This is a genomic window from Vibrio sp. Vb1729, assembly GCF_033338655.1.
In the GTDB taxonomy this organism is placed as follows: Bacteria; Pseudomonadota; Gammaproteobacteria; order Enterobacterales; family Vibrionaceae; genus Vibrio; species Vibrio alginolyticus.
The window spans coordinates 55,330-69,717 of the sequence record NZ_JAWOTB010000015.1 but is presented as its reverse complement, the minus strand read 5'-3'; the positions used below and the strand labels follow the sequence as shown (position 1 = coordinate 69,717).

General features: G+C 43.3%; 11 protein-coding genes. 7 read left to right on the top strand and 4 right to left on the bottom strand.

The window, feature by feature from the left end; all coding sequences use genetic code 11:
* Positions 1-376: 376 nt before the first annotated feature.
* From nagA to asnB, 4 genes are all read left to right on the top strand, one after another.
* Positions 377-1,513 (top strand): N-acetylglucosamine-6-phosphate deacetylase, encoded by a 1,137-nt coding sequence (nagA, locus tag R7E29_RS09795; RefSeq protein WP_005382107.1) that lies wholly within the window; start codon positions 377-379, stop codon positions 1,511-1,513.
* Positions 1,514-1,515: 2 nt separating this feature from the next.
* Positions 1,516-2,730 (top strand): DNA-binding transcriptional regulator NagC, encoded by a 1,215-nt coding sequence (gene nagC / locus R7E29_RS09790; protein ID WP_005382105.1) that lies wholly within the window; start codon positions 1,516-1,518, stop codon positions 2,728-2,730.
* Between the two features lie 81 nt (positions 2,731-2,811).
* The gene (locus R7E29_RS09785; RefSeq protein ID WP_005384981.1) at positions 2,812-4,401 is read left to right on the top strand and encodes a cation:proton antiporter family protein; all 1,590 of its coding nucleotides are present in this window, start codon (positions 2,812-2,814) and stop codon (positions 4,399-4,401) included.
* Between the two features lie 230 nt (positions 4,402-4,631).
* Positions 4,632-6,296 carry an asparagine synthase B gene (asnB, locus tag R7E29_RS09780; RefSeq protein ID WP_005384979.1) on the top strand — a complete coding sequence of 555 codons (1,665 nt, stop codon included), beginning with the start codon at positions 4,632-4,634 and terminating at the stop codon, positions 6,294-6,296.
* 129 nt (positions 6,297-6,425) lie between these two features.
* Here asnB and rfaH read toward each other — a convergent pair whose 3' ends face one another.
* Positions 6,426-6,926, bottom strand: coding sequence for a transcription/translation regulatory transformer protein RfaH (gene rfaH / locus R7E29_RS09775; protein ID WP_054576697.1), 501 nt, complete (start codon positions 6,924-6,926; stop codon positions 6,426-6,428).
* Positions 6,927-7,260: 334 nt separating this feature from the next.
* On the opposite strand from rfaH, the gene R7E29_RS09770 reads away from it, so the two are divergent.
* Entirely contained in the window at positions 7,261-8,649 is a 1,389-nt protein-coding gene (locus R7E29_RS09770; RefSeq protein ID WP_005382097.1) for a peptide MFS transporter, read from the top strand.
* Between the two features lie 49 nt (positions 8,650-8,698).
* On the opposite strand, the gene hemH is transcribed toward R7E29_RS09770, so the two are convergent.
* The 3 genes from hemH to htpG form a co-directional block, all read right to left on the bottom strand.
* Positions 8,699-9,661, bottom strand: a complete 963-nt coding sequence (gene hemH / locus R7E29_RS09765; RefSeq protein ID WP_017819956.1) for a ferrochelatase — start codon at positions 9,659-9,661, stop codon at positions 8,699-8,701.
* Between the two features lie 167 nt (positions 9,662-9,828).
* Entirely contained in the window at positions 9,829-10,473 is a 645-nt protein-coding gene (gene adk, locus R7E29_RS09760) for an adenylate kinase (protein WP_005382094.1), read from the bottom strand.
* Between the two features lie 320 nt (positions 10,474-10,793).
* Complete coding sequence (gene htpG / locus R7E29_RS09755) at positions 10,794-12,698, bottom strand: molecular chaperone HtpG (RefSeq protein WP_053303298.1); 1,905 nt, start codon at positions 12,696-12,698, stop codon at positions 10,794-10,796.
* 271 nt (positions 12,699-12,969) lie between these two features.
* Between htpG and R7E29_RS09750 the strand changes: the two genes are divergently transcribed.
* Together R7E29_RS09750 and toxS are read left to right on the top strand one after the other, a co-directional pair.
* Complete coding sequence (locus tag R7E29_RS09750) at positions 12,970-13,848, top strand: transcriptional regulator (RefSeq protein ID WP_005382092.1); 879 nt, start codon at positions 12,970-12,972, stop codon at positions 13,846-13,848.
* An 11-nt stretch (positions 13,849-13,859) separates the two neighbouring features.
* Positions 13,860-14,375, top strand: a complete 516-nt coding sequence (toxS, locus tag R7E29_RS09745; protein WP_005382091.1) for a transmembrane regulator ToxS — start codon at positions 13,860-13,862, stop codon at positions 14,373-14,375.
* The last annotated feature ends 13 nt before the right edge of the window (positions 14,376-14,388 follow it).

Below are 14,388 nucleotides of genomic sequence, written 5' to 3'. Positions count from 1 at the left end.
GTTTGTGATCATAATCACCACAATTTGCCCTTTCGGAAGGTTTTTGCTAGCGAGATCATAAAACTTATTTTATTATACGAAAAAATGGCGTTTTAAAGATAATATTCTCGCACTTTATGCAAGGCAGAATCAGTGTTATTTTGGTATCTAGGCGGGTAAATCACTGTAACTTTGCTCTGAAAAAGAATCATAAAAAACCATACAATTATTACTTTTCAGTTAGTTACTATGACAATAACATCGATAAAACGCGACTTGCTGTATGTGACTCGTTATCTAATTCAGTGATACAAACTAAGTACCCATATGACTGAAGCAGTCTCTACTTAGATAACGATATAGAAATTGAATTCTCATCTATAAGGACTAGCTGACTATGTACGCGCTAAGTAACTGTAAAATTTATACCGGTAGTGATGTTCTTACCGATCATGCGGTCATCATCGAAAACGATCTTATTCAATCTATTGTGCCGGTTTCTGAGCTACCTCAAAGCATCGAACTAAAAGACCTTGCAGGCGCTAATCTAAGTCCAGGCTTTATCGATCTGCAGTTGAACGGTTGTGGCGGTGTAATGCTAAACGATGCAATTACCCCTGAAACCATGCAAATCATGCACCAGGCAAACCTCAAATCTGGCTGTACTAGCTTCCTGCCAACACTCATTACGTCATCTGATGAAGATATGCGAACTGCAATTGCCGCAGCTCGTGAGTACCACAACAAGTATCAAAATCAATCGCTTGGTTTACACCTCGAAGGTCCTTACCTTAACGTCGCGAAAAAAGGCATCCATAACGTAGATTTTATTCGCCCATCAGACGAAAGCATGATCGACCTTATCTGCACAAACGCCGATATCGTAGCGAAAGTAACACTAGCACCTGAGCATAACGACCCAGAGCATATTGCGCGATTAAAGGCTGTTGGCATCGTAGTTTCAATTGGCCACACAAATGCAACCTACGCCGAAGCACGTAAAAGCTTTGAAGCAGGCATTACTTTTGCTACACACCTCTTTAATGCAATGACACCAATGGTTGGTCGTGAACCAGGAGTTGTTGGTGCAATTTACGATACTCCTGACGTATATGCTGGCATTATTGCTGATGGTTTTCACGTCGACTACGCAAACATCCGAATTGCTCATAAAATCAAAGGTGAAAAGCTTGTTTTGGTGACGGATGCCACAGCTCCAGCAGGTGCTAACATTGATCACTTTATTTTTGTCGGTAAGAAAGTATATTACCGAGATGGTAAGTGTGTTGATGAAAATGGCACGCTAGGCGGCTCAGCTTTGACAATGATTGAAGCAGTTCAGAATTCAGTTGAGCACGCGGGGATCGCTTTAGACGAAGCTCTACGAATGGCCACGTTATACCCAGCAACAGCAATTGGTGTTGAGGATCGCCTTGGCCGAGTTCGAAAAGGGATGGTTGCAAACCTGACTATTTTCGATCGTGACTTTAAAGTAAAAGCGACGGTTGTTAACGGACAATACGAGCAAAATTAAGCATGAATGGCGGACAGATTGGTAATGTAGATTTAGTAAAACAGCTTAACAGCGCTGCGGTATATAGGCTGATTGATCAGCAAGGTCCTATCTCCCGTATTCAAGTCGCGGACGTGAGTCAGCTCGCGCCTGCTAGTGTTACCAAAATAACCCGCCAACTTTTAGAGCGCGGCCTTATTAAGGAGGTCGCCCAACAAGCTTCAACTGGTGGTCGTCGTGCGATCTCTTTGACTACTGAAGTCAAACCTTTTCATTCGATTGCCGTTCGCTTAGGTCGAGATTACGTACAGTTCAGTTTATACGATTTAGGTGGTACCGCGCTGGCAGAAGATCAGCATGAACTGCACTACACTAACCAAGCAGACTTAATCGCAGGACTTATCGATTTATTAAAAGATTTCGTAAGCCGATGCGAAGACAAAATTGATCAACTCATCGCTATCGGCATCACTTTACCGGGCCTTGTTAACCCAACAACTGGCGTGGTCGAATACATGCCTAATACCGATATCGATAATCTTGCTCTCGGTGAAATTGTTGGAGAGAAGTTTAATACAGCATGCTTTGTTGGCAACGACGTACGTGGCATGGCGTTGGCTGAGCACTACTTTGGAGCAAGCCAAGACTGCCAGGATTCTATTTTGGTTAGCGTCCACCGCGGTACTGGCGCAGGTATTATCGTTAACGGCCAGGTTTTTCTTGGTTTTAACCGCAACGTCGGTGAAATTGGTCATATCCAAATTGACCCGCTTGGTGAGCAATGCCAATGTGGAAACTTTGGCTGTTTAGAAACCGTAGCTGCAAACCCAGCGATTATTCAACGAGTGAAGCAACTGATTACTCAAGGATACGAATCAAGCTTAACCGACCTTGAAAACATCACAATTGAAGCGGTATGTCAGCACGCAATGAATGGTGATGAACTTGCGAAACAGAGTTTAGTGCGAGTGGGCAACCAGCTAGGTAAAGCGATTGCGATTACGGTTAACTTATTTAATCCACAGAAAATTGTAATTGCTGGCGATATTACTGCAGCACAAGATATTGTTTTCCCTGCAATTCAACGCAACGTAGAGAATCAATCTCTTAAAACTTTCCATAACGACCTCCCTATCGTGGCTTCTCACATTGATAAGCAGCCAACGATGGGCGCATTTGCGATGATTAAACGCGCTATGCTAAACGGAGTTTTGTTACAAAAGTTACTGGAAGACTAAGTTTATACAACCAATTGAGTTACAATCTCGGGCTGTGTTTTCACAGCCCGTTTTTGTATATCAGGAATACAGCTCAACAGTATGGAAATTATTCTAATTACAGCCGCTTTTTTAGCTGGTTTTATTGCGCTTAAATGCAGCCTCCCTCCCCTCGTTGGTTTTCTACTAGCTGGATTTGGCTTGCATGCATTTGGTTACCAAAGCAATGACGTTATTGTCACTCTCGCAGATCTTGGTGTTACTCTTCTTCTGTTTACTATTGGACTCAAACTCGATGTAAAAACCCTGCTGTCCAAAGAAATATGGGGAGGGGCAACCGCCCACAACATACTCTCTACCGCTTTTTTTGCCCTAGCGTTATCCGGCTTAAAACTACTGGGCTTGACTTCGCTAGCCAGTATGGACGGCAGCCAAATCCTGCTTTTAGCTTTTGCACTATCGTTCTCTAGTACCGTTTTTGCCGTAAAAGCATTGCAAGAAAAAGGCGAAATGAACGCGACCTACGGCACACTCGCGATCGGTATCTTGGTCATGCAAGATATTTTTGCCGTAGTATTCCTGACTGCTTCAACCGGAAAAGTCCCAGAATGGTATGCCATCGGTTTGTTCGCACTGCCTTTCCTTCGTCCCCTATTCTATAAGCTGCTCGATAAAGTTGGCCACGGCGAAATGCTGGTGCTATTCGGTATTTTCTTCGCGCTTGTTGTCGGTGCTGGGCTATTCGAGTTGGTCGGGATGAAACCAGACTTGGGCGCGCTAATTTTAGGCATGCTACTCGCAGGTCACCCAAAAGCCTCAGAACTATCCAAGTCATTATTCAATATGAAGGAGCTCTTTTTAGTCTGCTTCTTTTTGAACATTGGTTTATCCGCCTCATTGAGCGTGAATGGCGTCGTTCTCGCCCTGCTATTTATCTTACTGCTACCAATCAAAGGACTCTTGTACTTCGTCACTATTAATCATTTTAAGTTTCGAGTACGTACCTCTTTGCTCGCCTCTTTATCACTATTTAACTACAGTGAGTTTGGTCTTATTGTTGCTGGGTTGGCCTATAAAATGGGCTGGATGCCAAGTGATATGCTTGCTGCGATTGCGGTTGCGGTGTCGGTATCCTTTGTAATTTCCGCGCCACTTAACCGCCTTAGCCATAAAATTTATCAACATTCAGGTAAGTGGCTGCAAGAGACAGCGGTAGAAAAGCTCAATCAACGCGACCAACTCATCAACCCAGGTCATGCCCAAGTATTGATCTTAGGTATGGGGCGTATTGGAACGGGCGCTTATGATGAGCTACGTTCACGCTATGGCAAAATTTCATTGGGTATAGAAATTCGTGAAGACGCTGCACATCATCATCGTTCAGAAGGAAGAAATGTGATTTCTGGTGATGCCACCGACCCGGATTTCTGGGAGCGAATTTTAGATACAGGTCATGTAAAACTGGTTCTGCTTGCAATGCCACATCATCAAGGTAACCAAACAGCACTTGAGCAGCTTAAACGCAGAAAATATAAGGGGCAAATTGCCGCTATCGCCGAATACCCAGATCAATTGGAAGGCTTACTTGAAAATGGCGTTGACGCAGCATTCAATATTTATAGTGAAGCTGGTAGCGGTTTTGCTCGACACGTCTGTAAACAACTTCAACCTAAATTCACACCAATTAAATAAGCAACAGCACTGATATTTTTCGGAAGGCTTTCTATTGATAGAAAGCCTTTTTTGTATAGTTTTTATACCAAACCTTGATCTCATTCACCAAAACAACGGTTGAGTTAAATATTTTCCATACAACAAGGCCTTTTATCATTTTTTTAATCACAAAACGTTGCTTTTTTTATTAGTAATGGCAAATTTAAACCATACCGATTAGAAATTGTTTAGTTTAGTAAGGATGTAGTATGTGTTCAGTATTTGGCATTTTAGACATTAAAAGCGATGCAGCCGCATTGCGCCCTATCGCATTAGAGATGTCGAAAAAACTTCGTCACCGTGGCCCAGACTGGTCTGGGATTTACTCTTCAGAGCGTGCTATTTTAGCGCACGAGCGCTTGGCGATTGTTGGTCTAAATAGTGGTGCACAGCCGCTATACAGCCCTGATAAGAAGCTCATCCTTGCCGTCAATGGTGAAATCTACAACCATAAAGAAATTCGTGCTCGTTACGAAGGAAAGTACGAATTTCAAACCGATTCAGACTGTGAAGTCATTCTTGCACTTTACCAAGATATGGGTGCAGATCTCCTTGAAGAACTAAACGGTATTTTCGCTTTTGTGCTCTACGACGAAGAAAAAGATGAGTATTTAGTCGGACGTGACCATATTGGTATTATCCCTCTTTATCAAGGTCACGATGAGCATGGTAACTACTATGTGGCATCAGAGATGAAGGCTCTTGTTCCAGTATGTAAAACAGTAAGTGAATTCCCTCCTGGTAGCTATTACAGCTCTAAAGATACTGAGCCAACACGTTACTATGTTCGTGACTGGAACGAGTACGCAGCAGTACAAGGTAACAGCACTAGCAAAGAAGAATTGACTGAAGCGCTAGAAGCGGCTGTTAAACGCCAACTAATGACTGACGTGCCTTACGGTGTACTTCTTTCGGGCGGTCTAGATTCTTCTATTACATCTGCGGTAGCAAAACGCTTTGCAGCGATGCGTATTGAAGATGATGAAAAGTCTGAAGCTTGGTGGCCTCAACTGCACTCTTTTGCTGTTGGCCTAGAAGGCGCGCCTGACCTGAAAGCCGCTCGCGAAGTTGCCGACCAAATTGGTACCGTTCACCACGAAATGACGTACACGATTCAAGAAGGTTTGGACGCGATTCGTGACGTGATTTACCACATTGAAACGTATGACGTGACGACTATCCGCGCATCAACACCTATGTTCTTAATGGGTCGTAAGATCAAAGCGATGGGTATCAAGATGGTATTGTCTGGTGAGGGCGCTGACGAAATCTTTGGTGGCTACCTTTACTTCCACAAAGCGCCAAACGCGAAAGAGTTCCACGAGGAGACTGTGCGTAAACTGCTTGCTCTGAACATGTTCGACTGTGCTCGTGCTAACAAGTCGCTGGCAGCATGGGGAGTTGAAGGACGCGTACCTTTCCTAGATAAAGAGTTCATTGATGTAGCAATGCGCTTGAACCCAGCAGACAAGATGTGTGGCAACGGTAAAATGGAGAAACACATCCTTCGTGAGTGCTTCGAGCACTACCTGCCAGAATCGATCGCATGGCGTCAAAAAGAGCAATTCTCTGATGGCGTTGGCTACAGCTGGATCGATACGCTGAAAGAAGTAGCGGAACAGAAAGTGACAGACCAGCAGATGGAAACAGCTCAATATCGATTCCCATACAACACGCCAACGACAAAAGAAGGCTACGTGTACCGTGAAATCTTTGAAGAGTTATTCCCACTTCCATCAGCAGCAGAGTGTGTACCAGGAGGCCCTTCAGTAGCGTGTTCTTCAGCGAAGGCGATTGAATGGGATGAATCGTTCCAAAACTGTGTTGACCCATCAGGTCGTGCAGTACAGACCGTTCACAACGATTCATACTAATTCTCTACGATAAAGATAAGGGTTGGTTCGTCCAACCCTTTTAAAACAGACAAAAAATTAGATACGATCAATTAGATACGATCAAAAAGAGGTGCTTTTGCACCTCTTTTTATGTTTGATGGAATTAGGCTATTTTAAATCTAAATCACTATTGTCTATGCTGACAGGCACACGCTTGGTGATCATCTGAACTAGCATAATTGAGCGTTTCTCACCATCTTGTTCTTGGAAGATGGCATCTATGCCCGCAAATTGACCGCTTTTAACTCTAATTTGATCGCCTGGTTTTGGCATGCATTCAGAAACGGTATTGTCATTACAACACTTTTCTAGCTGCATCAATTCGAAGACCAAGTCACCTTGAACTTCTTTCGGTTGAGCACCAAAACGCACAAAGTCAACAACACCTCGAGTAGAGCGGACTGAGGTGAAGTTTGGCCCTTGCTCATAATCAAAGTAAGCGAATACGTAACAAGGAAACAGCGGTTCCTCGACTTTTTGTCTTTTCCCGCGCAAAATCTTCTCAACTCCTACAGTTGGATAAAAGCACTCTACACCTTGATTTTCAAGGTGTTGTTTCGCCCTAACCTGCTCCCCACGTTTACAATAAAGTAGATACCAACGTTTCATCTTTTTACTAGCCAATTCTATTTTGTTTTTATCCTAGCATTAAGCCAAAGTTGAGTCATTGATATTCAGTTTATCTATAAAAGTATGATTATACATCGCTCGCATTAACGACATTTTTTCAGCAACTTACGATAAAGAAGTCCATAGGCAAAAATGGAAATTAAGTTTGTAACACAACCAATACACCATCATATAATCTGCAAATCCAATCAAAAACAGCTACTTAACAAACAAAAATAGTCGAATGGCAAAATTTTATTATTTGTCACTCATTGAATTGCATTGTATACGTAGAAGTCGTTAAAAAATGTAATAACTATTATTAGAAGAGCTTATGTCAAACCAACATCAATATTTTGGTCATCCACGTGGCCTGTTCTTATTGTTCGGTACTGAACTGTGGGAACGCTTTTCTTACTACGCAATGCGTGCCATTCTCGTGCTTTACCTTACTGATACAACAATGAATGGCGGCCTTGGCTGGTCAACCAAAGACGCATTAGACCTATACGGCATATACACAGGGCTTGTGTATATCACGCCTCTTATCGGTGGATACCTAGCAGATAACTATTTAGGTCAACGTCGCTCAATTTTGCTTGGTGGCGCGTTAATGGCCATCGGCCAGTTTACTCTTGCACTTCCTGCTGATGCTTTAGGTATTGGTTCGCTACACAGTTTCTATTTAGGCCTTGGCCTACTTATCACTGGTAACGGTCTCTTTAAGCCAAATATCTCAACCATGGTTGGCGACCTTTATCAAGAAGGTGACAACCGTCGTGACGGTGCATTCACTATCTTTTATATGGGTATCAACTTAGGTGCATTACTTGCCGGCGTCGTTTCTGGCTCTGTGACAACCTCTTACGGTTGGAAAGCTGGCTTTGTTGCCGCTGGTGTGGGTATGCTGGTTAGCCTAGTGATGCAAATGGTACTGGCTCAATCATGGCTTGGTGATATTGGTCGCGAACCAGCGGCGAAACGAGATCTAAACAACAAAAACGCCACCACGAAGCAGCCACTCACCAAAGAAGAAGTGAATCGACTAAAAGTAATTCTGGTCATGAGCTTATTCACTATTGTCTTCTGGGCAGGCTTTGAACAAGCTGGTGGTCTGATGAACATCTACACTCAACAATATACTGATCGCATGATTGGTGGTTTCGAAGTTCCTGCTGCGTGGTTCCAATCACTAAACCCATTTTTCATTATTACTCTAGCGCCAGTTCTGGCTGTCCTTTGGGTAAAATTGGGTAAACGTGAACCTACTTCGCCAGTGAAATTTGCGATGGCACTATTTTTCTTGGCGATTGGTTTCCTTTGTATGGTTGGCGCAGTGCTAGAACAAGGTGGAGATACAACAGTAAAAACATCGATGTTATGGTTGGTCGGCGCTTTCTTCTTCCACACATTAGGCGAGCTGTGTTTATCACCAATTGGTCTTTCATTGGTGACTAAATTAGCACCGCTTCGCTTAGCTTCACTTATGATGGGTGCATGGTTTGGCTGTAATGCGATTGCTAACTATGTTGCGGGCTATGTGGGCTCTCACGTAGGCGAGTTAGGCGCTATGGCTATCTTTAGTGGTATTGCGGTCAGCGCAACCGTAAGTGGCGTAATTTTGCTCCTATTCTCTAATACACTCGTTCGCTGGATGCATGGCGCTGAAAATACGCACAGCACGGCAGAGCAAGTAGAAGAGCAGCAAGTACAAGTTGCTTGATCGCTCAACTAAACGTAGAAAGGGTCGCTATTGCGACCCTTTTTTGTATCTAAAGTTTAGATTGAACTAACTCAACCATCATCTCGATATGAAGTTCACTATCGTTCAAACAAGGGATGTAGGTAAAGTTTTCGCCACCAGCTTCAAGGAAAATCTCTTTACACTCTTCCGAGATCTCTTCCAACGTCTCTAAACAATCTGACGAAAATGCAGGGGTCACAACATTAATATTTTTCACACCCTTTGCAGGAAGTGCTTCTAGGGTCTTATCGGTATAAGGTTGAAGCCACTCTTCTCTCCCAAATCGGGACTGATACGTCATGCCAATTTGTTGTTCGCTTAAACCTAACGCTTCCCCAAGCAAGCGAGTCGTCTCTTCACAATGCTGTGGGTAAACATCACCATTGTCAGCATAGCGTTTTGGAATACCATGATAAGAACACAGCAGGTAATCTCCCTGGCCATTCTTTTGCCAATGTTCACGAACTGAATGCGCTAACGCTTCAATATATTTCGGGTGATTGTAATAATCACGAATAAAGCTAAAGCCCGGCATCACAGGCAGGTTTTTAAATGCTTTAGTGATTCCGTCAGAAACCGCTGCCGTTGTTGTGCCCGAGTATTGCGGATACAAAGGTAAAACAATGACTTCATCAACGCCTTGCGCCAATAGGGCTTCAAAGCCTGATTGTAAACTTGGGTTACCATACGTCATACCAAGCTCTACAGGTATATCAAGCTTTTGTGCTAACTTTTCAGTTTGGCGTTTAGAGTACACCATCAACGGCGAGCCCTCTTCCATCCATACTGATTGATAGAGTTTGGCAACTTTAGGAGCTCGGATAGGAAGGATAACGCCGTGCAATAGTGGACACCAAAGCCATCGAGTCATGTCTACCACTCGGTGATCATGAAGAAACTGACTTAAAAAGCGCTTTACGGCAGGAGCGGTTGGTGCGTCAGGAGTTCCCAGGTTAACTAGGAGTACACCCTGTTTATTATTCTCTTTCATAACATCCTATTCATGGTAAACGGCTTGGTTCATATATTTAAGTAACCTCGAAGTAACGAATAGCCGAGCTGAAGTTAATTAGATATATGTTTACGAGTAAACTAAAAAAAGCGACCACTTGGGCCGCTTTCAATATATCAAAATATTAAATTTTTGACTTCAGCAAATTAAGATAGTGCTTTCTCGATATCCGCACTAACTTCAGCTACTTGCTTAGTACCATCGAACTTAAGGTACTTAGTCTTGCCTGCTTCAGCTTCTTTGCCGTAGTAGTTGATTAGTGGCGCAGTTTGCTCGTGGTAAACACCTAGACGAGCACGTACTGTTTCTTCTTTGTCGTCATCACGAACAACAAGATCTTCACCAGTTACATCATCTTTACCTTCCACTTTAGGCGGGTTGTAAACCACGTGGTAAGTACGACCAGAAGGAAGGTGAGCACGACGACCAGCCATACGCTCAACAATTACATCGTCTGCAACGTCAAATTCGATAACGTAGTCTACGTCTACGCCCATTTCTTTTAGGCCGTCAGCTTGAGGGATAGTACGTGGGAAACCATCTAGTAGGAAACCGTTTGCACAGTCTTCTTGAGCGATGCGCTCTTTGATAAGACCAAGGATGATTTCATCAGAAACTAGCTGACCAGCGTCAATAACAGCTTTAGCTTGTTTACCAAGCTCTGTACCTGCTTTGATAGCAGCACGAAGCATATCACCAGTAGAGATTTGTGGAATACCGTATTTTTCCATGATGAAGTTTGCTTGTGTGCCTTTACCTGCACCTGGAGCACCTAGAAGAATGATGCGCATGATTTATCCTCTTTAATATTTAAGATTTATACCGAAGCTCACAATAGCTGACCTCTTAGACATCAAACCTGAGAAGCACCTGCAACGATAAGTTTCGGTATAACGTATATAGGCGAGCAAAAATACACGCCTTATTACTCACATTCAAGTCGCAGATTCTATCACAGGTTCTCTGAGCAAAGAGTGTATTAAGACTAAAGAATGTTAACAGTACCCTCTTTCACGCCCTATTGATTATTAACTCAGCACTTGAGATGCAAAATTTTGCGACAACAAACAAAAAGCTCGCGAAATGCGAGCTTTTTGATTTGCAGAGGTTATTACACCTTAGTCAAAAGTTGATTAACGGCTCCTAAGAACTCTGTTGGATCCTCAATAGAGCCTCGCTCCGCTAGCATTGCCTGACCAAGCAGAACTTCAACCCAGCGACCAAACGCTTCTTCATCGGCTTCGTCAGCCATACGCTTAACCAATTTGTGCTCAGGGTTTAGCTCAAAGATGTATTTCACTTCCGGCACAGCTTGACCAGCTGCCGCAAGAAGCTTCGCCATTTGAGTACCCATTTCGTAATCGTCCGTTACCACAACAGCAGGCGTAGATGCGAGTTTGAAGGTGGTACGAACTTCTTTCACACGATCGCCTAGGTAAGACTTCGTGCGCTCTACAACCGACTTAAACTCTTCTTCGGTTTCTTTTTGCTTCTCTTTTTCTGCTTCATCTTCAAACTGACTTAGATCAAGCCCAGCTTTAGTGATTGACTGGAACTGTTTACCATCAAACTCAGTTAAGTAGTTCATCAGCCACTCATCAATGCGGTCGTACATCAAGATAACTTCAATGCCTTTCGCTTTGAACTGTTCTAAGTGAGGGCTGTTTTTCGCAGCTGCATAGCTGTCTGCCGTCAAGTAGTAGATCTTATCTTGACCTTCTTTCATGCGCTCAACGTAAGACGCCAAGCCCACAGTTTGCTCAGAAGAGTCCACTTCAGTTGAAGCAAAGCGCAATAAACCTGCAACTTTCTCTTTGTTTGCAAAGTCCTCCGCAGGGCCCTCTTTCATCACAAGACCAAACTCTTTCCAGAATGATTGGTATTTCTCTTCGTCATTCTTGGCCATACGCTCGAGCATCGTTAGCACGCGCTTAGTACAAGCATTACGTAGAGACTGAGTCACTTTATTGTCTTGTAAAATCTCACGCGATACGTTTAGCGGTAAATCGTTTGAGTCTATTAAACCACGTACGAAGCGTAAGTATGACGGCATAAATTGCTCTGCATCGTCCATAATGAATACGCGCTGTACGTAAAGTTTTAAGCCTGATTTGTGGTCGCGGTTCATCATATCCCAAGGTGCTTTCGATGGGATGTATAGTAAGCTCGTGTAGTCGTTTTTACCTTCTACACGGTTATGACTCCAGACCAATGGATCGGCAAAGTCATGTGATACGTGCTTGTAGAACTCTTGATACTCTTCTTCTGAAATATCAGATTTGTTACGCGTCCACAGTGCTTGGGCTTTGTTGATTTGCTCCCACTTTTTCTCATCTGTTTCCTTGCCTTCGTCATCACGAACGACAGTTTGGATTGAAACAGGAATGCCGATGTGATCAGAGTACTTACTGATAACGTCACGTAGACGCCACTCATTCAAAAACTCTTTACCCTCTTCACGCATATGAAGAATGATGTCGGTACCACGTGACTCTTTGGTAATGTTTTCGATGGTGTACTCACCTTCACCCGCTGAGTGCCATTGTACCGCTTCATCAGCGGCTAGACCCGCAGCGCGAGTGCGCACGGTAACGGCGTCAGCAACAATAAATGCCGAGTAGAAACCAACACCAAACTGACCAATAAGCTGAGAGTCTTTGCTCTGCTCTTCAGATAGCTTTGAGAAAAACTCGGCTGTTCCAGATTTTGCGATTGTTCCTAAGTGCTCAATCACATCATCACGGCTCATACCGATACCGTTATCAGAAATGGTTAAGGTATTTGCGCTTTCATCAAACGACAGTTTCACGCAAAGGTCTGCATTACCTTCGTATAGATCTGGGTTAGATAACGCCTGAAAGCGCAGTTTGTCTGATGCATCTGATGCGTTAGAGATCAGCTCGCGCAAAAAGATCTCTTTATTTGAATAAAGAGAATGGATCATTAAATGCAGTAGTTGTTTTACTTCTGATTGAAAACCACGAGTTTCTTTATTTTGAGATACGGTTTCGCTCATGTGTGCTCCATAACATCTAAACTAATTGGCTTTTTCATAGGGACAAGTTTGTGACTTTCCCCTTGAAATCACCTTACCGAGATGTCATTTAACATGTGGCTGACAAATGTAAATTCAAGGTCAATATTGCTAAAAACGGTGTTTTTTTAGAAAATTTTAATTATCCTACCCGTCTAAAAGCATCTAAAATGTCGTGCGCACTCCAAGCGCCCCGGTAATTTTGTGACATAAATCACCATAATTACAACATCATCCATCTAAGAAGAACTAAATGACTAACATTGGCACCAAATTTCTACTTGCTCAAAGGTTCACCTTTGATCCAAATAGTAATTCGCTCGCTGACCAACAAAACGGCAACGACGTTGTACGATTAGGAAGCAACGAAAGCCGTATACTTCTGATGTTGGCAGAGAGACCAAACGAAGTTTTAACCCGTAACGAGCTTCACGAGTTTGTTTGGCGTGAGCAAGGTTTTGAGGTGGATGACTCAAGCCTGACTCAAGCGATTTCTACTCTGCGTAAGATGTTGAAGGATTCAACAAAATCTCCAGAGTTTGTTAAAACGGTACCTAAACGTGGCTACCAACTCATTTGTTCAGTGGAACGCTTGAGCCCATTTTCTACTGACTCTAACACTGACGTTGAAGAAACCGCTTCTGAACAAGAAGCGCCAGCAGTGGAGTTAGAAGCGAGCGATACACCACCAACAGAGATAGTGACCGATACTACTGCTGATCTTGAGCCTCAAGTAGAGCCGACTAAAACTCAGCCGAAGCCAGCATCTAACACGATTAACTGGCTACCGCGTGTCATTATCTTTTTGTCTCTGCTGCTTCCTGTTTGCGTATTGTTATTCACGAACCCTGCGGAATCCCAATTCCGTCAGATTGGTGAGTATCAAAGTGTACCGGTGATGACACCTGTAAATCACCCTCAAATCAACAACTGGTTGCCTTCAATAGAGCAATGCATTGAGCGCTACGTGAAGCACCATGCAGAAGACTCGTTGCCAGTGGAAGTGATTGCCACTGGTGGACAAAATAACCAGCTGATTCTGAACTACATTCATGACAGTAACCACTCTTACGAGAACGTAACACTGCGTATTTTCGCAGGTCAAAACGATCCAACAGACATCTGCAAATAAAGGAGGCCAATATGAAGATTAAATTAGCATCTGCGGTTTTGGCCGTATCCGTTCTTTTCAGTAGTTGGTTGTATTGGGGAAGTGACCTAAAAGTGGAGCAGCTCCTCACAGCAAACGAATGGCAGTCGACCATGGTGACAGTCATTACAGACAGCTTGCCTGACGATACTGTCGGCCCACTACGCCGAGTTAATGTTGAATCAAACGTGAAATATCTCCCTAATGGTGACTATATTCGCGTAGCAAATATCAAACTATTCGCTCAAGGTTCAACCGCAGAATCAACGATAAATATCTCGGAAAAAGGCCGCTGGGAAGTAAGTGACAACTATTTGTTGGTCTCGCCTTCGGAGTTTAAAGATATTTCATCTTCTCAATCAAAAGACTTTTCCGAAGCACAGCTACGTTTGATTACTCAAATTTTTAAGCTAGATGCGGAGCAAAGTCGTCGTATTGACGTCGTGAACGAAAAAACACTATTGCTCACTAGCTTGAACCACGGTTCTTCGGTACTGTTTAAAAACTAATTTTGATTGGATG